This window comes from Azomonas agilis, from assembly GCF_007830255.1.
Lineage (GTDB): Bacteria > Pseudomonadota > Gammaproteobacteria > Pseudomonadales > Pseudomonadaceae > Azomonas > Azomonas agilis.
This window is the reverse complement of record NZ_VLKG01000007.1, coordinates 178,388-197,109: the sequence shown is the minus strand read 5'-3', so window position 1 is coordinate 197,109 and position 18,722 is coordinate 178,388. Positions and strand designations below refer to the sequence as shown.

The 18,722-nt window shown below is 50.8% G+C and carries 18 protein-coding genes; 6 read left to right on the top strand and 12 right to left on the bottom strand.

The window, feature by feature from the left end; all coding sequences use genetic code 11:
* On the bottom strand, nucleotides 1–340 hold a 340-nt coding region (locus tag LX59_RS10920), incomplete at its 3' end, for a DNA adenine methylase (RefSeq protein ID WP_144571895.1).
* Nucleotides 341–600: 260 nt separating this feature from the next.
* On the opposite strand from LX59_RS10920, the gene LX59_RS10915 reads away from it, so the two are divergent.
* Complete coding sequence (locus LX59_RS10915) at nucleotides 601–819, top strand: hypothetical protein (RefSeq protein ID WP_144571894.1); 219 nt, start codon at nucleotides 601–603, stop codon at nucleotides 817–819.
* 213 nt (nucleotides 820–1,032) lie between these two features.
* Here LX59_RS10915 and LX59_RS10910 read toward each other — a convergent pair whose 3' ends face one another.
* Nucleotides 1,033–1,623, bottom strand: coding sequence for a hypothetical protein (locus LX59_RS10910; protein WP_144571893.1), 591 nt, complete (start codon nucleotides 1,621–1,623; stop codon nucleotides 1,033–1,035).
* Nucleotides 1,624–1,657: 34 nt separating this feature from the next.
* A complete protein-coding gene (locus tag LX59_RS10905) occupies nucleotides 1,658–4,369 on the bottom strand; it encodes a diguanylate cyclase (RefSeq protein ID WP_170234364.1) in 2,712 nt (903 codons plus the stop codon).
* Nucleotides 4,370–4,775: 406 nt separating this feature from the next.
* Between LX59_RS10905 and LX59_RS10900 the strand changes: the two genes are divergently transcribed.
* From LX59_RS10900 to dxs, 4 genes are all read left to right on the top strand, one after another.
* Entirely contained in the window at nucleotides 4,776–7,160 is a 2,385-nt protein-coding gene (locus LX59_RS10900) for a putative bifunctional diguanylate cyclase/phosphodiesterase (RefSeq protein ID WP_144571891.1), read from the top strand.
* 36 nt (nucleotides 7,161–7,196) lie between these two features.
* On the top strand, nucleotides 7,197–7,442 hold the full coding sequence (locus LX59_RS10895) for an exodeoxyribonuclease VII small subunit (protein ID WP_144571890.1): 246 nt from the start codon (nucleotides 7,197–7,199) through the stop codon (nucleotides 7,440–7,442).
* Nucleotides 7,435–8,322 carry a polyprenyl synthetase family protein gene (locus tag LX59_RS10890; protein WP_144571889.1) on the top strand — a complete coding sequence of 296 codons (888 nt, stop codon included), beginning with the start codon at nucleotides 7,435–7,437 and terminating at the stop codon, nucleotides 8,320–8,322. Before LX59_RS10895 ends, LX59_RS10890 begins: the two co-directional genes overlap by 8 nt.
* Before the next feature lie 86 nt (nucleotides 8,323–8,408).
* Nucleotides 8,409–10,295: a 1-deoxy-D-xylulose-5-phosphate synthase gene (gene dxs / locus LX59_RS10885; protein ID WP_144571888.1), complete on the top strand. Its 1,887-nt coding sequence runs from the start codon at nucleotides 8,409–8,411 to the stop codon at nucleotides 10,293–10,295.
* A 53-nt stretch (nucleotides 10,296–10,348) separates the two neighbouring features.
* On the opposite strand, the gene speD is transcribed toward dxs, so the two are convergent.
* The 3 genes from speD to LX59_RS10870 form a co-directional block, all read right to left on the bottom strand.
* Nucleotides 10,349–11,143 carry an adenosylmethionine decarboxylase gene (gene speD / locus LX59_RS10880; RefSeq protein WP_144571905.1) on the bottom strand — a complete coding sequence of 265 codons (795 nt, stop codon included), beginning with the start codon at nucleotides 11,141–11,143 and terminating at the stop codon, nucleotides 10,349–10,351.
* Between the two features lie 257 nt (nucleotides 11,144–11,400).
* The gene (locus LX59_RS10875; protein WP_144571887.1) at nucleotides 11,401–11,850 is read right to left on the bottom strand and encodes a tellurite resistance TerB family protein; all 450 of its coding nucleotides are present in this window, start codon (nucleotides 11,848–11,850) and stop codon (nucleotides 11,401–11,403) included.
* Between the two features lie 62 nt (nucleotides 11,851–11,912).
* Nucleotides 11,913–12,344: an OsmC family protein gene (locus LX59_RS10870; RefSeq protein WP_144571886.1), complete on the bottom strand. Its 432-nt coding sequence runs from the start codon at nucleotides 12,342–12,344 to the stop codon at nucleotides 11,913–11,915.
* 269 nt (nucleotides 12,345–12,613) lie between these two features.
* On the opposite strand from LX59_RS10870, the gene crp reads away from it, so the two are divergent.
* Nucleotides 12,614–13,258: a cAMP-activated global transcriptional regulator CRP gene (gene crp, locus LX59_RS10865; protein WP_144571885.1), complete on the top strand. Its 645-nt coding sequence runs from the start codon at nucleotides 12,614–12,616 to the stop codon at nucleotides 13,256–13,258.
* A gap of 43 nt (nucleotides 13,259–13,301) precedes the next feature.
* Here the strand turns inward: crp and trpC are convergent, their stop codons facing one another.
* From trpC to LX59_RS10835, 6 genes are all read right to left on the bottom strand, one after another.
* The gene (gene trpC / locus LX59_RS10860; RefSeq protein WP_144571884.1) at nucleotides 13,302–14,114 is read right to left on the bottom strand and encodes an indole-3-glycerol phosphate synthase TrpC; all 813 of its coding nucleotides are present in this window, start codon (nucleotides 14,112–14,114) and stop codon (nucleotides 13,302–13,304) included.
* Nucleotides 14,111–15,160 carry an anthranilate phosphoribosyltransferase gene (trpD, locus tag LX59_RS10855; RefSeq protein ID WP_144571883.1) on the bottom strand — a complete coding sequence of 350 codons (1,050 nt, stop codon included), beginning with the start codon at nucleotides 15,158–15,160 and terminating at the stop codon, nucleotides 14,111–14,113. The genes trpC and trpD overlap by 4 nt, the downstream gene beginning before the upstream one ends.
* On the bottom strand, nucleotides 15,160–15,753 hold the full coding sequence (locus tag LX59_RS10850; RefSeq protein WP_144571882.1) for an aminodeoxychorismate/anthranilate synthase component II: 594 nt from the start codon (nucleotides 15,751–15,753) through the stop codon (nucleotides 15,160–15,162). The genes trpD and LX59_RS10850 overlap by 1 nt, the downstream gene beginning before the upstream one ends.
* A gap of 390 nt (nucleotides 15,754–16,143) precedes the next feature.
* Nucleotides 16,144–16,899, bottom strand: a complete 756-nt coding sequence (locus LX59_RS10845; protein ID WP_144571881.1) for an ABC transporter ATP-binding protein — start codon at nucleotides 16,897–16,899, stop codon at nucleotides 16,144–16,146.
* Nucleotides 16,899–17,729 (bottom strand): ABC transporter permease, encoded by an 831-nt coding sequence (locus LX59_RS10840; protein ID WP_144571880.1) that lies wholly within the window; start codon nucleotides 17,727–17,729, stop codon nucleotides 16,899–16,901. The genes LX59_RS10845 and LX59_RS10840 overlap by 1 nt, the downstream gene beginning before the upstream one ends.
* 16 nt (nucleotides 17,730–17,745) lie before the next feature.
* The gene (locus LX59_RS10835; RefSeq protein WP_211354843.1) at nucleotides 17,746–18,714 is read right to left on the bottom strand and encodes an aliphatic sulfonate ABC transporter substrate-binding protein; all 969 of its coding nucleotides are present in this window, start codon (nucleotides 18,712–18,714) and stop codon (nucleotides 17,746–17,748) included.
* Nucleotides 18,715–18,722: the final 8 nt, after the last annotated feature.

The following is an 18,722-nucleotide window of genomic DNA, read 5'->3' as shown; positions in this document are numbered from 1 at the left end:
GTAATGCACTGCCGGATGCCCTGTGCTTACGCTCCACTCGACCCCATCCTGTGAGCACATCGTCATAAAGCTCTGAGGGATACCCAGAGATCACCACCATGCCCTGTACTTTGGTGAGCCGATCTAACAACGCCTGATGCTGTTCAAGATTCAGCTCATGCCGGTATTTGGCGGCGCTGCGGGTTGAGGGCATATAAGGTGGATCAACATAGAACAGCGTCTGGGGCGTGTCCTGCGCCCGAATCACCTCCAGCGCATCCCGCCGCTCAATGACTACGCTTTGCAAACGCCGATGAATAAGGGCGCTGTCGGGAGATATTGAGCAAAAGACCAAGAACATCACGGTCAATGCTCCCGGGGGACAGGCTGCAGGGCGAGATATGACTATCGAAAGAAAATAACTACTTGGTTCAATTCATAGTTCAATTTAAAACCGTAACCATCTGAAAATTTAGGATAAAAATCTATACTTATCATGCGCTTATGGAGTATTGAACGTAAAAAACCAAAATATGGACAGACGTTCAATTCCATGAGTAGAACGCAACAAAATACGCGGTTCAAGGACATAAGCATCAAAAGGACATGGGGAAAATAGCAGTGAGTAAGAAGATTAAAGCCCCCGAAGGCTATGCAGCAGGCAGGGATATGCGCGTAAAAGAAGCCCCAGCGGGGCAGATTCACTGCATATCAGGCGGTACTAACATCATCGGCAGTGACATCAATATTCAGGTCACGATGCCCAAGCCCATACGCCACAGGCACCACAATAAAGCCCATGTCGTGCATGAGCTACATCTAACCATTCTGTGTAAATAATCGCGCAAAGCGGAACGGAATCCGCTCATTCCTGCTTAGATTTGTGCAATTCCCTGCACGCCCGCTATTTCCCTGAAAGCCGCGCTCTGCTTGGACTTTAGCCTTTTTTATGGCCTATCTCTCTGTGACAAAAGAATCACCACCCCTCAAATAAACAGGAGCGTCGCAGGCATGTTTAGAAGACATGCCTGTAGCCCAAAGGCTCCCAAAAACCTATTGAGTGCGCGACTTTCCTTTGCCTTCGTGCAGCAACAGGCTGGCCCTTTTACACTCCAGCCCCATCTCGGTCAGACGCACGATGGTCATGGTATTAAAGTCTCTAAGGTAGGGAATAAGCTCTACACGCAGTACTTCAGTGCGGGTTTCACTTTTGATCGTGCGCTTAATTTCGAGGATTTCGCAGGATAGAGCACGAATTTGGCTGCTCAAGTGGTCAATTTTTTTCAGTGTCATCCATAAATGATAGTACTGAGGATGCGAGGAAAAGCGGCTATTTACCAGTAACTCAGCACCTGACGGCAGCAACTCATGTAGTGGCTCTAACAAAGAAATACTGGGCAACTTTTCGATATCACGTCCTAACAGCTCTATATTGCGTTCAATAATGGCTTTGTTATAGCCCACACTATCCTCAATAAAACGTCGGGTGCGATGATAATCTTGCCGCCTAGCCCAGTATTTCCAAAACTGATGCAAGCCACTACCCACCAATAAGCCTGTGCCCAAGCCCAATACACCGGGATAACTCAAAAACTCAAAAACCGACAGCATCCAGCGGACGAAGCCTCCCGACAATGCGTCCATATACTCTCCTTATCTTTTTTACCAACTCATGCCGCTAACAGGGCTCTAAGCACACTCGATTACGTCCGTTAGTCTTAGCCTGATAGAGGGCATGATCAGCAGCCAATAAAAGCTCTTGCTCTGTACGCCCCTCTTGAGGACGGCACACCGCAATACCCAAGCTAATGGTGACAACACCAAAGGGCGAATGATCATGCACCAAATCCAGAGACTCCACTTCTTTTCTGGTTTTTTCCGCAAGTTTTTGTGCACCCTCAGCATTTGTATTGGCTAAAATCACCACAAATTCCTCACCACCGTAACGAGCTACTAAGTCTCCTCCGCGCCGAGCTTGATTTTTCAACACGCCCGCCAGCATTTTCAAACAAGTGTCTCCCGAAATATGGCCATAGCAATCGTTGTATCTTTTGAAAAAATCCACGTCTACCATAAGCAAGGCTAGGGTTTGATCTTCCCGCCGCGCTCTTAGCCACTCACTAGATACCACCTCGTCAAAATGGCGCCGGTTAGCCAATCCGGTTAAACCATCGGTAGTAGAAAGCTCAGCTAAACGCTTATTGGCCGCCTCTAAATCCGCCGTCCGCTGCTGAATGCGTGACTCTAACTCCAGAGTATTTTGTTTAAGCTGGTTACTCATGGCATCCAAGGCCGCTGATAAACAAATCACCTCTTGAACGGGAGTGGATTTTGGAGCAACAGCGTTCCAATCTCCATCCGCCAGCTTCTCAGCCCAATGACTCAGCTCAGCTAAGGGTTTTGCAACCCAGCTACTCACCACTAGACCAATGAGCATACAGATCACTAATACCGCCAAAGCAAGAGCGATACTGTTATAGAGAACATCGCGCATTGGCCCAGTAAAGCTGGCATCAGGCAATACTACTGCTATATCTAAGGTTGGCCCCTGAAGCAGGGTGTAATGCCGCCAATCCAACTGATAACGCCGACCCTCTATTTCAAACAGTAGCGTGCCATCCGGTTGCGTTTGCTGTTGAATGCTACGACTTGCGGCTTGGATGATAGGATTTTGACTGTCTGCTGCTTTCAAACGTATGGGGTTATAATCGGGCCTTAGCTGATAGATTTCTTCTTGAAAAGAAGAAGCTAATAACTCCCCATTAGGCTCCATGATAAAAGCAATTCCGCCATTGGCTGAGGTCAGCTCCGCGAGAAAGTCACTCAACTGAGACAGGGCCAGATCTGCCGTCATCACACCCAAAAAATCGCCTTGATCATTATAAAGCGGCGCGGACATTCCCATCCCCAAGGTAGCATAGGCACTGTCAATATCATTAATGGCATACTGATATACCGGATACCATCCCATGCTGCCTACCTTCATCGCTGTATGAAACCAAGGCCTAGTACGCGCATCAAACGAACTCCCTTCGGATACCAAACTTCCCCTACGGTTGGCATCATCTACCCGATAAATACGCATACTATGACCGTCCTCCTTACGCGAGTGCAGCATGCGTAGCCCTTTATCAAAGCCTAAAGGAGGACGACTGCCCGCATAATATTCCCCATCAGCCATCCCCATGGAAATAAAGGTCAACAACGGCTGCTGACGCATTTGCAGCAAAAAGCCCCGCATCAGTTGCAAACGGTCTTGAGGGTTTAAAAGTCCAGCGTTAGCCTGCTCTACATTAAAAGCCAAGACACGACGCGGAATATCAAAAAAGCTGACTATCCGATCATACACACGACCGCCGACCTCAGTAACGAGCTGTCGGCTGTACTGTTCGGCTACTTGCAGGGCGTTGCGGTAAGAAAGATAAGAGCTGGCTAATACAATGGGCAGTAACAACAGTACCAATAGCACCATGATAAAAACACGCAAACTAAAGATGCCATGGACTAAATGAGAAAACTCGGTTCTCCGTTGGGCTTGCCTTCTCATCCGCAGTAATAGCCACACCAAACTGAGGGAAAATCCACCTCCTACGATGCGAATTGACCATTGCCACGCCATAGTGCTGGCATATTTAGGCTTTACGGGAGCTGCCGCAATACGCCATCGACCTCCGGGCAAACGAATGTCAGCAGATAAATGAGCTTGCTTAAATAGCTCAATGTGGCCATAAAACAGCTCACCTTCAGCGCCTTGTTCTTCATACCCTCGAATGGCAAATCGGAATGGAAGACGAGGATCTAAAAAACCCGCTCTCGCCAAAACACTTTGGACATCCACCGCGATAGAAACAACACCTAAAAAATACTCTGGCTCTCCGGGTGCGTATAAGAAAATAGGTGTTCGGCCAATTAATCCTAAGCGCCCGTTTTGGACTAACTTTAGTGGCCCCGCCACAATGGTATCCCGTGCGGCAATAGCACGCTGTACCCCTGCCATCACATCTGGTCTAAAACGATAATTCATCCCTAATACGGCTTCATTACCCTGCAGGGGATACACAAAATCCACTACAAAACCACTCGACAGAGTAATACTAGCAACATGCTCGTAATGCACTAACATACTCTGCGCGATCTGTTGCATTTTTTGCGTGTCCACATGCCCATGATCGGCTTGAATTTCGTCGGCTAATACATAATTCAGTGCTAATACATTGTTTAAATCGTGCTCCAGCCGCCGAACCATGCTCTGCAACTGAACCTCTAAAGACTGCATCTGAGCGCGCCCTTGGTAGCTCAGAATGCTTTGCTCCACAATAGAGGTCAGCAGGCCTCCGACCAATAAGATCAAAAAGACACCAAGCCACACTACCCAGGTTGCACGCTTCATAATATTGAACCGGAACGTACTATTATACTTATGCCCATCTATGAACAGCATAAAGCGATGACATCAAACCTGTAAGCATTTTGATCTCATACCGCCAAAAACTGGCCTTAGTTTCCTAGGATAGGGGGTCATCTTTAGGAATAAATAAACCGAAATCTATTAAGGTTATTGTCTAACCGATTGAAAATACTGGAATATAGCCTATTAGAACAAAACCTCATTAAAACAGGTTTTCAGGCTATTCTGATAGGGATCAGCATAGTGGCAGTCAGCCCTATAGAGCATTTGTTTTCACCCAAGGAGCGGGCCATGATGCAGGCTTCCTTTGAGGATCGAATACTCGATAGCAGTACCCTAAACCTGTTTCGACCTCTCACAGCCCCTTGCACACGTTAGGAGCCTCATCATGCCGATCCATCACTCCTTACGTTTGCCCGTGCTTTTGGGGATATTTAGTCTGTTCTACGCCTTAATGACCGCTACGCTGTATTGGCCCGATAGCATTGAACAGAGTTTGGACGAATGGCGCTTTCAAAATCACCAAACGCTCATGCTGGTCGGTTCCAGCCTGAGTAAACACCTACAAAGGGGGCAGTTAGAAGAGCTACAAAGCCAACTGGAATACCTAGCCCAGACGGCAGATATTCAATGGGCAGGACTGGCAGACAAACAACTGCAATTAATCGCCCACACATACAATGCACCCCATACTGAACTGGAAACAGAACAACAGCGGCTGCAACAACTGACATCAGACAGCACATCCTCTCAGCACAACGTCGTACCCTCTTGGCATCAGCAAGACGACACTGATTACCGAGTTATCTACCCTATCGGTTCTCAGGTTCCTGATCAGCTTCCCCAAGCTTTTTTACTGGTGGGCTTGAATGCCCAGCGGATCATCGCTAACGCGCATCAAAACGCTTGGATTCATTTGGGTTATACACTGGCTATCTTGCTTTTTTGCTGCTTGATCCTCTATGGCTTAGGGTGCAGGCTCAATCGGCAGCGGACAATATCCAGCCCCCGTACTAACCCAACTCCTTGCTTTGCACTTAAAACCTCCGAAGACTTACCTGCAAGCGATGAACAGAACCATCAACTCGCCCATAGTTTTCATTGCATTAGCCAACAACTGCACGAGCGCCAACGGGCTCTACAAGAAAGCGAACAGCTTATGACAGACCTCATCAACACCATGTCCATAGGCATTTTGGTGATTGATGATCAAATGCGTATTGAACAGGCTAATAGAGCCGCTGCCGCTCTGTTTGCCTGCCCTATCGCAGAGCTACAAGGGCAACCCTTACAGCAATGGTTGGTCGAAGAACAGGCGATACACCAAATACAAAATAACCTCGGCCACACTCAATTTGAGTTGACGGGCTACTGCAAGGGACAACAAATTCCCCTTGAAATTACCTGCACGCCTTTTAAGCGTAAACAGCAGGAGTTTTACCTACTGTTGATTAAAGACGTTACCGAACAGCATCAGGCCGAACAACAGTTGCGTTTTCTCGCTCACTTTGACCCTTTAACGCGCTTAGCCAATCGGCATTATCTGCTACAGCACCTCAATCAACTGCTGGCCCACAACCAAGCCCTAAGCCTGTTGTACTTAGACATTGACCATTTCAAGCGTATTAATGACAGCCTTGGCCATGAGGTCGGAGATGCATTACTGGTCGAGATTGCCCAACGCCTACGCCAACTCTGTCCGCCCAATAGCCTACTGGCACGCTCTGGAGGTGATGAGTTTATTGTCCTTTTAGAGCACTTCACCCAAGAAGAAGCCCTAGATACGGCCCAAAAACTCTTACAGGGGTTGCAGCCTCCGATGCATATCCGTCAATACCAATGCCAAGCCAACCCCAGTATTGGTATTACCAGTACCGACGGACATTTAGGGGCTACTGAGTTGCTTAAACAAGCTGACTTAGCTCTGTACGCGGCCAAAGATGCGGGCCGCAACCGACTGGCAATCTACACTCAAGCACTGTCCCACGCCGCAGAACAGCGCCAACGCTTAGAACAAGAACTCCGTCAAGCACTGGAGCGCCAAGAGTTTTTACTCTATTACCAACCACAGGTTGATAACCAAGGGCAAATCCGCGTGCTGGAGGCTTTACTGCGCTGGCAATCTCCCCATCGGGGTTTAGTGGCTCCTGACGTATTTATTCCCGTACTCGAAGATACAGGCTTGATTCTGGAAGTGACCCGCTGGGTACTCCAAGAAGCCTGTCAACAAATCCTACACTGGCAACAACAGGGCTTACCTTGGCGGGTGTCGATGAATCTATCACCCCGTGATTTCCAGCAGGCAGATCTTGCGGGTAGTGTTTTAGACATCGTTCAACAAACCCCCATTGCCCCCAGTTTGCTTGAGCTGGAAATCACTGAAAGCGTGCTGCTGGATGCTTCGGCTCAGGTACAAGACAGCCTAGCGCGCTTCAAAGCGGCGGGTATTCCGTTACTGTTAGACGATTTTGGCACTGGTTATGCCTCGTTGACCTACCTACAACAGTTCCACTTTGATGGCATTAAGGTGGATCGACAATTTGTAGATGGCCTACCCGATAGCCCGCAATCGGTGGCCTTGGTACGCGGCATCGTCACTATGGCTCAACATTTAGGCTTGCATGTGGTAGCTGAAGGCGTAGAAACCGCTCAGCAAGCCTTATTTTTACGCCAAAATGGCTGCCCTATTTTACAAGGCTACTACTTCGACCGGCCTCGTCCCGGCAACTACTGGTCAGAACGAGGTAATGCAACCTATCCTGCGGTCTGTTAATGTCCACGACCTTAAAACAGGCAGGCTCTTCGCTTAATGGCTCGAAAAAAACACACCCCCTCCTTCGAACAACAGTTGGAGTGCTTACAACAGCAGGTAGAACGCCTTGAAAGCGGTACGCTACCCCTAGAAGAAGCTTTAGAATGTTTTGAGCAAGGCATTCGACTGATCAAAGAATGCCAAAGCCTGCTCAGCCAAGCCGAGCAACGCATTCAAACCCTCACACAGCCTATGACTTCCTCCTCAGCACCCAAGGGTGTCTCGGACTCTGAACATGATTGACTCCTATCAAAAACGCTGCCAACAGCGCGTTGATGCCTGCTTGAACACTCTATTTAAGGCTCCCTTGCCGGCCTTAGAACGTCTGTATAAAGCCATGCACTACAGCGTGATGATTGGGGGTAAACGGGTACGTCCCTTGCTGGTGTACGCCAGTTGCGAAGCTTTAGAAGGGGATCTAGCACAGGCCGATGGAGCCGCCTGTGCCCTAGAACTCATCCATGCTTATTCTCTGGTGCATGATGACCTACCTGCGATGGATGACGATGACCTACGCCGTGGACAACCTACTACCCACAAAGCCTTTGATGAGGCCTGCGCGATCCTAGCCGGGGATGGTTTACAAAGCTTGGCTTTTGAAACCCTCAGCCGCCCCGAACACAACCCTCAAGACCCTGCTTTACGCCTACACATGCTCCAAGTATTGGCCAAAGCGGCTGGCCCTGCCGGTATGGTAGGCGGCCAAGCCACTGACCTAGAATCGGTGGGCCATAAGCTGGATCAAACCGCACTGGAACAGATGCATCGCCAAAAAACTGGTGCATTGATCGAGGCCAGCGTGGTATTAGGTGCTTTGGCCAGCGCGCAAGCGACACAGATCCAACTGACGGCACTGCGACATTATGCCCAAGCCATCGGCCTCGCTTTCCAAGTTCAGGACGACATTTTGGATGTGGAGAGCGATACCCAAACCCTCGGCAAAACCCAAGGAGCTGATATCGCCCGCGATAAGCCCACTTATCCCGCCTTGCTAGGCCTGCCACAGGCTAAAGCCTATGCACTGGAGTTGCGTGACCAAGCACTCAAGGCCCTTGAGGACTTTGGAACATCCGCCGATCCGTTACGAGCCTTGGCCAACTACATTGTGGAACGCCGCCATTAGGACATAAGGATAGAGCAACAAATTCCGCCCGATCCTTAGGATCGGGTAGAATATGGGCTTCTTTCCTCCCGCATAACGATCTCCCGATGCTCAAGACGTTCCACGAGATTCCCCGCGAGCGCCCTGCCACCCCGCTTCTTGACCGGGCACCTACTCCTCCCTTACTACGCCGCCTCGGTGAGCCAGAGTTGGAGATCCTTGCTAACGAGCTACGACAGGAACTTCTGTACTGCGTAGGCCAAACGGGCGGGCATTTTGGAGCCGGTCTGGGCGTGATTGAACTCACCATCGCCCTGCACTATGTGTTCAATACGCCCGAAGATCGACTGGTCTGGGACGTGGGGCATCAGGCGTATCCACATAAAATCCTGACTGGACGGCGTGAACGCATGCTGAGCTTACGGCAGAAGAATGGATTAGCCGCCTTCCCGCGTCGCTCGGAAAGTGAATACGACACCTTTGGCGTAGGCCACTCCAGTACCTCTATCGGCGCTGCTTTGGGCATGGCCATTGCTGCCAAACTCAAGGGCGAAAAACGGCGCAGCATCGCCGTGATCGGTGACGGGGCGTTAACCGCAGGGATGGCTTTTGAGGCGCTCAACCATGCCTCGGAAGTCAACGCTAATATGCTGGTGGTACTCAACGATAACGACATGTCCATCTCCCACAATGTGGGCGGACTTTCGAATTATCTGGCCAAGATTCTCTCCAGTCGCACCTACTCCAGCATGCGCGAAGGCAGCAAAAATATCCTGTCCCGCCTGCCTGGTGCATGGGAAATTGCCCGCCGTACTGAAGAATATGCCAAAGGCATGCTGGTTCCCGGCATTTTATTTGAGGAGCTGGGCTGGAACTACATCGGCCCCATCGACGGCCATGACCTGCCGACGCTCATTTCTACTCTACGCAACATGCGCGACCTGAGCGGCCCGCAGTTCCTGCATGTCATCACCAAAAAAGGCAAAGGTTTTGCCCCGGCAGAAGCTGATCCCATCCGCTACCATGCCATCACCAAACTGGAAAGTGGCGATAAAAGCAAGACTCCCGCCAAGGCAGCACCTAAATACTCCAATATCTTCGGCCAGTGGCTGTGTGATATGGCGGCGGCTGATGCGCGTCTGACCGGCATTACCCCGGCCATGCGCGAAGGCTCCGACATGGTGGCATTCAGCAAAAAATTCCCCGACCGTTATTTTGACGTGGCCATTGCAGAGCAACATGCCGTCACCCTTGCAGCGGGTATGGCCTGTGAAGGGCTAAAGCCGGTAGTAGCTATCTATTCCACCTTTCTACAACGCGCCTACGACCAGCTCTTGCACGATGTGACTCTGCAACATCTGGATGTACTGTTTGCCATCGACCGCGCCGGTTTAGTGGGGGAAGATGGCCCGACCCATGCCGGAGCCTATGACATATCTTTCCTGCGCTGTGTGCCGGGTCTCGTAATTATGACCCCCAGCGATGAAAACGAGCTGCGGCGGCTATTGACCACCGGCTACCTCTACAACGGCCCGACTGCCGTGCGCTATCCACGCGGCAGCGGCCCCAATGCGCCTTTAGATCCGGGCTTAGAGCCCCTGCCCATCGGTAAAGGAATCGTGCGCCGCTCAGGGAGCACAGTAGCCCTGCTGGCATTCGGGGTGCAGCTTCAGGAAGCTTTGCAAGTGGCTGAGCGCTTAGACGCTACGGTAGTCGATATGCGTTTTGTCAAACCACTGGATGAAGCTTTGGTGCGCGAGCTGGCCAATACCCATAAGTTGCTGGTTACTCTTGAGGAAAACAGCATTATGGGCGGCGCTGGCAGCGCAGTGAGCGAATTCTTAGCCGCAGAAAACAACCCAACGCCCCTGCTACACCTAGGCTTACCGGATCGCTATATCGAGCACGCCAAACCCTCACAGATGTTATCTGAGTGCGGTTTAGACATTGCTGGAATTGAAGCTGCAATCCAGCATAGGCTTAAGAACTGCTAGCACCACTGATGAGAAATAGAGGAGGAGACAAACCCTCCTCTACACAGACAGCCTCAATGCGGCATATTGCGGGCGTAGAAAATCTCCAACATTTCGTGACGCACACGCGCCTCAACCTGCTTACGCTGCTCGGGTGAGAGATTATTAGTGGCATCACCAAACAGATAGTTTTCCAGTTGGAAATCTTTCAGCAACATCTTGGTGTGGAACAGGTTTTCCTGATACACGTTTACATCCGTCATCTGATAAGCCTTGCGGGTATCGTCCGACAGATACTTCTGAATCGAATTGATTTCGTGGTCGATAAAGTGCTTACGGCCTTCCACATCACGGGTAAAACCACGCACCCGATAATCCACCGTCACAATGTCAGAATCAAACTGATGAATCAGGTAATTCAAAGCCTTTAAGGGCGAAATCACACCGCAGGTAGATACATCAATATCCACACGGAAGGTCGCAATGCCTTCTACAGGGTGTATTTCAGGATAGGTATGTACCGTAATGTGGCTCTTATCAAGGTGCGCCAAAATCGTCTCGGGCAAAGGGCCGGGAGATTCTTCGATCTGGCTTTCAGTGGGAGTAACCGGCTGTTCTGAGATCAGGATGGTAACGCTGGCTCCTTGCGGATCATAGTCCTGACGGGCAATGTTGAGAATGTTGGCACCGATGATATCCACCACATCCGTCAAAATCTGAGTGAGACGTTCAGCATCGTATTCCTCATCAATATACTCGACGTAGGCTTGCTGATCTTCAGCGGTTTCGGCATAGCAGATATCATAAATGTTGAAGCTCAGGGTTTTGGTAAGGTTATTGAACCCATGAAGCTTGAGTTTACTTTTCACTATCGAACACTCTCTGAAACGCGGCTCTGCCGCATGTTGAGCCTGCCCGTCAGCCAAACAACAAGGGCTGCGTGGGGCGATGAACACCTCTTCGCGTTGGCGATATGGATGTATGAGTTTGACTGAGGAACGCCCCAGCGAATGGGGGCGCATTATGCAGAGCCCCGTGCCACTTCGCTAGAGCGGGTCTCGGCACTTATTCAAAAAGCTGCTATGGATCACAACTTAACAAAGAAATCCGAACACTAGATGACAGCCTAGAGATCAAATTCAGCAGAATTTAAACCCAGCTCCGCACACAGCAAACGACATACAGCCCGCTCACTCTCCTCAAACTGGCCATCTGCAGCGCCTATGGCACAGCACACCCGCACCAGCAAACGCGCGGCATCTTCTTGCTTGCGCAGCTTACCAATAACGCGCAAAGCCTCAGCTTTACCGATTTGGTGGTCAAATTCGAATTTCTGGCAGGTCTCCTGAAACAACTGAATCACTTCTTTTAAATCAAAAACGTTCAGCTCTTTAGAATTTTGGATATAACCCACCATTTTTTGCTTTTCAGCCGCGCTGATTTCACCATCGGCAGCAGCTACTAACGCACAGCCAGCCACCACCGCTTCCATAAAATCGCGGTTTTTAAAGCGGGTTACTTCAGCGGCTAATTTATCCCGCGCTGCCAAAGCATTTGTTTTCAACCAATCTAGCATCCTGTACTCCTTGAACGGGTAAATACCCAGAACAGATTGAAAAATTCATGCCAGTCTAACCCTTAGATGGCTGACTCGCCGTCAACAATTTCGTAATCATGTGTGATTTCAACCCCAGCTCGGCCTAACATGATGGAAGCCGAGCAATATTTTTCGGCCGATAGCTCCACAGCACGCTTCACCTGAGCCTCCTTCAGGCCTGATCCTTTAATCACAAAGTGTAGATGGATTTTAGTAAATACCTTAGGGTCTTCTGCAGCACGTTCGGCTTCTAAAAAGGCTTCGCATCCCTCAACCGGCTGCCTAGATTTTTTAAGAATACTCACCACATCAAAACTGCTGCATCCACCTAACCCCATGAGCAGCATTTCCATCGGACGCGGCCCCAAATTACGGCCTCCGTGCTCGGGTGGGCCATCCATCACCACTGCATGTCCACTGCCGGATTCGGCTAAAAACAGGGCTTCTCCTGTCCACTGAATACGTGCTTTCATTAAAAATTCTCCACATCAAAATACTTAGGCTAGGCGACTTAGCAAAGCACAGACTCTACTCCCCCTCAAGGGTAGGCCTAGAAGGTTCTGTGCTTTTTGTAGTCTTATAAAAGGTATCCTCATTGCTTTAAGGCATCCTATTGAGAAATAATCTCAATTAATACAGAGCTTCACTTCAGCTAGGGAGCGGCGTAGGCTCTAAAACTTAGGATATGTTCTAAACACTAGGATTATCCTTTCTTCTAAGTGCTCTCCAGAGAATCTGCTGCATGGTCACGCTAACCCTCTCCCCCAAGATCAAGCATTTCGACAAATTCATCCAGCACTGCCAACGCCGTCGCTATACCGCTAAGAGCACCATTATTCACGCAGGAGACCGCTGCGAAACGCTGTTTTTCATCATCAAAGGCACCGTCACCATTCTGATTGAGGATGATGAGGGACATGAAATGATCATTGCCTACCTCAATTCGGGGGATTTTTTTGGGGAAATGGGTCTTTTTGATGCAGATACTGCCGATCAAGCCCGTAGTGCTTGGGTTCGAGCTAAAACCGAATGCGAAGTGGCCGAGGTTAGCTACAGCAAATTTCGGGAAATCACTCAGGCTGAGCCCGATATTTTATACACCGTCGGACGGCAAATGGCCGAGCGCCTACGCAACACCACCCGCAAAGTCGGGGATTTAGCCTTTTTAGACGTTACAGGCCGGGTAGCGCGCACGCTGCTGGATCTGTGTAAACAACCCGACGCTATGACCCATCCCAATGGGATGCAGATCAAAATTACCCGTCAGGAGATCGGGCGCATTGTGGGCTGCTCGCGGGAGATGGTTGGACGGGTGCTAAAAAATCTCGAAGATCAGGGTCTCGTGGAGGTACGAGGTAAAACGATGGTGGTACACGGAACCCGCTGATTGAGGGCGAATATGAGTGGGGGAGGCATTCCCCCCTCTATCGTCAAGCGCGGTTGCGTTGTGGAAAGAACAAACGCTGCAACTCTTGTCCCGGATCGGCCGCTTTCATAAAAGCCTCCCCTACTAAGAACGCATGTACGTCACTGATTTCCATTAGCTCCACATCCGCACGGTTTAGGATGCCGCTTTCGGTCACTAAAATACGGTCTCTTGGTACTAAGGGCAGCAAGTCTAAGGTGGTTTCCAAGCGTACTTCAAAGGTGTGCAAATTACGGTTATTGATACCCAACAGGGGTAGGTCAAAGTTTAGGGCACGCAATAGCTCCGCTTCGTCGTGAACCTCAACCAATACATCTAAATGATGGTCCTTGGCGACGGCAATCAGCTCTTCCATCTGGGTGTCAGACAAAATGGAGGCAATCAGTAAAATGCAATCTGCTCCTATCGCCCGCGCTTCGATGACTTGGTAGGGATCAATCATAAAGTCTTTACGCAATACCGGCAGCGCACAGGCTGAACGGGCTTCTTTTAGGTACTCGTCCGAACCCTGGAAGAAATCAATATCGGTTAGCACCGACAAACAGGTTGCGCCACCTTGTTCGTAACTGGCCGCAATGTTGGCAGGCACAAAGTCTTCCCGCAGTACGCCTTTACTGGGTGAGGCTTTCTTGATTTCCGCGATCACAGCAGCTTCTTCAGCCTCAACCTTGGCGCGAATGGCTTCAGCAAAACCTCTGGGCTGACCCGCATGATGGGCGCGGTACTCCAGATCAGACAAACTCACCTTAGCTTTACGTTCGATCACTTCCTGGGTTTTACGAAGAACAATATTCTCCAAAACAGTGGGCATGCTCATTCGGATTTCTCCTGCTTAAAGACAGCGGTAAAAGCGGCTAACTCTTCAATTTTTTCCAGAGCTAAGCCCGTGTGCAGCGCATCGTGTGCCAAAGCCATGCCCTGCTTTAAAGTACCGACCAAATCACTGGCGTAAAGTGCCGCGCCCGCGTTTAAAACAATCATATCAGCAGCTTTTTGCCCGTTGGCGGTACGACGACGACCTAGGGCATCTCGGATCAAGGCTAAGGAGGCATTAGCATCCTCTACGGCCAATCCCTCTAGGCTTTGTTTGCGGATACCAAAGTCTTCAGGTCGAATCTTGTACTCTTGAATTTCACCCTGCCGCAGCTCGGCCACATGGGTTGAGGTAGCTAAGCTGATCTCATCCAAACCGTCTTGGGCATGTACCACCAATACGTGCTTACTTCCCAAACGCTTGAGCACCTCAGCTAAGGGACGGCATAGGGACTCTTTAAACACCCCTACCACTTGATGCCGTACTCCGGCTGGGTTGGACAGTGGCCCCAGTAGATTAAACAGAGTACGCAACCCCAGCTCACGGCGCGGGCTGCTAGCATAACGCATGGCTCCATGATGGGCCGGAGCATACATAAAGCCTACACCCACCGTTTCGGTACAGCGAGCCACTTGATCGGGGGCTAACCCTAGGTAGACTCCGGCAGCCTCCAATAAGTCAGCACTACCACTGCTGCCAGAAACCGCTCGGTTTCCATGTTTGGCCACTCGTCCACCCGCTGCCGCTACCACAAAGGAAGCAGCGGTAGAGACGTTAAAGATATTCATGCCATCGCCGCCAGTGCCGCAGGTGTCTACCATATGCTCGGTTTTGGCAAAGGACACGGGGGCCGCTAATGCGCGCATCACCTGCACTGCGCCCACAATTTCGTCGATGGTTTCACCTTTCATGCGCAGAGCTACTAAAAACGCTGCAATCTGCGCATCAGTACATTGTCCGGTCATGATTTGCTGCATGACGGATTTCATATCCTCTAAAGATAGGTCATGGCGCTCTACCAACGCCTGAAGCGCTTGCCGAATATCCATCAACGTACTCCTCCCTGTTGGCGCAAGAAGTTCGCCAGCAGTTCATGACCCTGTTCTGTGAGTATGGACTCTGGATGAAACTGTACGCCCTCTATATTGAGATGTTTGTGGCGTAGTCCCATGATTTCATCCATAGATCCATCTTCGTGCTGCGTCCAGGCGGTAATTTCTAAACAATCGGGCAAGGTTTCCCGCTTCACCACTAAGGAGTGATAACGAGTCACGGTTAAGGGCTGGTGTAACCGAGCAAACACACCTAAATCCTTGTGAAACACGGGGCTGGTTTTACCGTGCATGGCTTGGCGGGCTCGGACTACCTCACCCCCAAAGGCCTGACCAATGCTTTGGTGTCCTAAACACACCCCTAACAAGGGCAACTTGCCCGCAAAATGCTTAATCACTTCAAGGGATACCCCCGCCTCATTCGGCGTACAAGGCCCCGGAGAAATTACAATGCGCTCGGGTTTGAGGGCTTCAATATCCGCAAGACTCAGTTCGTCATTACGCACCACATGGGTTTGCGCCCCCAACTCGCCAAAGTATTGCACGAGGTTGTAGGTAAAGGAGTCGTAGTTATCAATCATCAGCAACATTTTAATTCTAACCAATTGACTGTATTAATATTTTAATATCCAACTTCAATTTGATACCCGCACAGGCAAACAGTGCTCATGGGGTAGAAAGTCAAATTAGGGATAAGAGGCGTTGTTAAACAACCGGGCAGGATCAAAGCCGCCAGCGCCAATGGGCACAGGCTTTGGTAACAGAAGAAAATAAAATGCTGCTGAAGTTCACTGAATCGGTTCCGCTGAATAACTTTGGAACATTAGCCTAGCCAACAATATAGGTGCAATAACGCAATCCCAATCCTAGGTATGTTTCCAACAGATGCTTGAGTATATCCAGCCTTATGAGTTCAGCAAAATATCTAGGAGACTCAGTTAATCACATCCTTGTGGGTTTCAAGCGCCAAAGGACTCAAGCTAACTGACGCGCTCTTGGGGTGTTTGTTGTAGAGAAACCTCTAACGCCGCACGCAATTGACGTTTCACGGTTTCAAAATCCTCGGCATCACGAATACGAGGCCGACTCAGGGAAATGTCGATCACGGCCTCTAAACGTCCCGGTTTGGGACGCAGCACTATGACTCGATCCGCAATCACTAAGGCTTCTTCAATGTCGTGAGTGACCAGAATCAGCGTAGGCCGACTGCCTTGCCAAAGCTCCACCAGATGATCCTGCAAGTCACTGCGGGTCAAAGCATCCAGCGCTGAAAAGGGCTCATCCAGCAACAGCACACCGGGCCGACTGACTAAAGCGCGCGCTAAAGCCACCCGCTGCGCCATCCCTCCCGAAAGTTCGCGCGGCCATTTGTTGCCCTGCCCTGCTAAACCCACACGAGCTAAAGCTTCCTGCACTCGGGTTTGGCGTTCTGCCTTAGGTAGCTGATCCAACCCGAAGCCAATGTTATCCGCCACGCTTAGCCAAGGCAGCAAACGCGGCTCCTGAAACACCAACCCCACCTCAGGATGGGGCGCGCTAATGGTTTCGCCGTTCAATACCACCGAACCGCTGCTGGCCTGCTCCAAACCAGAAATCAGCCGCAAAAGTGTGCTCTTACCGCATCCCGAACCACCGACGATGGCCACCGCCTCTCCCGGTTGGATGGATAAATTGAATTGGCGTAAGGCCGCAGTGCCATTGGCGTAGGTTTTGGATAGATGATGTAATTCCAACATCAGTGGTGCGCCTCATAGTGATCTTGCCAGCGTAGAAAGGGCGTACTCAGGGCGACAATCAAACCGTCAGTGAGCTTACCGATCAGGGCAAATACCAGAATGGCGGACAGGATTTGCTCCGGTTTTCCAAGCTGTTGCCCATCCACCAGCAAATAACCCAAACCTTGGGACGCGCCCATGATTTCCGCCGCCACCACGAACATCCAACCCAACCCTAAGCCAGTGCGTAAAGCCACCACCACGTTGGGCAAAATGGCTGGAATCAAAATGCGCGTGACTAACTTACGCCCACTGAGGCGGAAAATGCGCCCCACTTCAACGATCTTGCGATCCACCGACAGTACCGCCGCCGATACTCCCAAATACACGGGAAAGAACACCCCAACCGCAATCAAAGTGATCTTGGAGGCTTCAAAAATCCCCAACCAGAGGATAAACAGCGGCACCCACGCCAGCGAAGGAATGGCGCGCAAGCCCTGAATACTGGGGTCAATCACGGCTCGAATGGTGCGCGAATAGCCCGCCACCGCGCCAATCCCTAACGCCACCAAAGCACCGATGAAAAAGCCCGCCGCTACCCGTGACAGCGTCGCGCCAATATGTACCGCCAGTTCCCCGCCTTCGCTCAGGCTCCAGAGGGTAGCCAGAATACGGCTGGGCGTGGGCAGCAAACGGCCTTCGGCTAACCCAAACAGCACCGCTAACTCCCAACCCAAGGCCAACGACAACGGCAAAGCCGCTCCTAGCCACCAGCGCCTTTTAATCACCGAAGCAGCGGGTTGAACGGGCGCTTCCTGCACCACACTCAGGGCGTTATCAGCAGCACTCATGGGTAAGCCTCCTCAATCAGTTGGGCTGGAAGCTGTTATCCAGCAAGCTGTTGACTACCGCTGGAATATCCACCTCAGGCTTGAGTACACCGGCTTGCTGTAAGGCTTGGCCCGCTTCCAGTACGAACTTGCGTTGAGGCTCACCAACCGTACTGGTAGAGAAATCCTCACGCTCCAATTGGCGGGCGATGATGTTCTCCGGCAACTTAGCCAGCTTGACCAGTGCCTGATTCACCTCAGCAGGATTCTTTAAGGCATAAATACGAGCCTTTTCATAGGCGGCTAAGACCCGCTTCACCAAGGCCGGATTGTCCTTAGCGAAGGCTTCGCGCACGTTCAAAAAGCCCCAAGTGCTGAGTTCAGGATCGCGGTAGAACAATACAGCCCCGTTTTCCAACTCAGCCGCAGCGGTCAAGGGATCTAAGCCCGACCAAGCATCCACATCGCCCCGCACCAGCGCCGCCCGCCCGTCCGCATGTTGCAGCAGCACCGATTGAATGTCCTTTTCCCCCAAGCCATGCTTGGCCAATGCCCGAATCAGGAAAATATGCGGATCGGTGCCGCGCGTCACGGCCACGCGCTTGCCCTTAAGATCGGCCACACTCTGGATCGGACTGTCCTTGAGTTTTACCAACGCCACGCCCTGTGGCCGAGTGTAGACGTACACGGTCTTAATCGGATTGCCGTTAATACGCCCCACCAAAGCCGCTGCCGCATAGGTGGAACCAAAGTCGATGGAGCCTGCGTTTAAGAACTCCAGCGCCTTGTTCGAACCTAGGCTTTGTACCCAACGCACTTTGATCCCATCAGCTTTCAAATCTTCCTCTAAAAATCCCTTTTCTTTGAGGATCAACCCCACCGGGTTATAGGTGGCAAAATCAAGGGTGATTTCCTTCACCTGCGCCATTATCGGCGAGACTACGCCGAACAGAGCAGTGGCCATTAGCGCACGCCCTATGGATCTCATAAAGGAGTAACCAGACATCAATAAAC

Coding starts and splice junctions, on each gene's coding strand:
- LX59_RS10910 (WP_144571893.1), bottom strand. CDS start 1,623: ATGGACGCATTGTCGGGAGGCTTCGTCCGCTGGATGCTGTCGGTTTTT.
- LX59_RS10905 (WP_170234364.1), bottom strand. CDS start 4,369: ATGAAGCGTGCAACCTGGGTAGTGTGGCTTGGTGTCTTTTTGATCTTA.
- LX59_RS10900 (WP_144571891.1), top strand. CDS start 4,776: ATGCCGATCCATCACTCCTTACGTTTGCCCGTGCTTTTGGGGATATTT.
- LX59_RS10895 (WP_144571890.1), top strand. CDS start 7,197: ATGGCTCGAAAAAAACACACCCCCTCCTTCGAACAACAGTTGGAGTGC.
- LX59_RS10890 (WP_144571889.1), top strand. CDS start 7,435: ATGATTGACTCCTATCAAAAACGCTGCCAACAGCGCGTTGATGCCTGC.
- dxs (WP_144571888.1), top strand. CDS start 8,409: ATGCTCAAGACGTTCCACGAGATTCCCCGCGAGCGCCCTGCCACCCCG.
- LX59_RS10875 (WP_144571887.1), bottom strand. CDS start 11,850: ATGCTAGATTGGTTGAAAACAAATGCTTTGGCAGCGCGGGATAAATTA.
- LX59_RS10870 (WP_144571886.1), bottom strand. CDS start 12,344: ATGAAAGCACGTATTCAGTGGACAGGAGAAGCCCTGTTTTTAGCCGAA.
- crp (WP_144571885.1), top strand. CDS start 12,614: ATGGTCACGCTAACCCTCTCCCCCAAGATCAAGCATTTCGACAAATTC.
- trpC (WP_144571884.1), bottom strand. CDS start 14,114: ATGAGCATGCCCACTGTTTTGGAGAATATTGTTCTTCGTAAAACCCAG.
- trpD (WP_144571883.1), bottom strand. CDS start 15,160: ATGGATATTCGGCAAGCGCTTCAGGCGTTGGTAGAGCGCCATGACCTA.
- LX59_RS10850 (WP_144571882.1), bottom strand. CDS start 15,753: ATGTTGCTGATGATTGATAACTACGACTCCTTTACCTACAACCTCGTG.
- LX59_RS10845 (WP_144571881.1), bottom strand. CDS start 16,899: ATGTTGGAATTACATCATCTATCCAAAACCTACGCCAATGGCACTGCG.
- LX59_RS10840 (WP_144571880.1), bottom strand. CDS start 17,729: ATGAGTGCTGCTGATAACGCCCTGAGTGTGGTGCAGGAAGCGCCCGTT.
- LX59_RS10835 (WP_211354843.1), bottom strand. CDS start 18,714: ATGTCTGGTTACTCCTTTATGAGATCCATAGGGCGTGCGCTAATGGCC.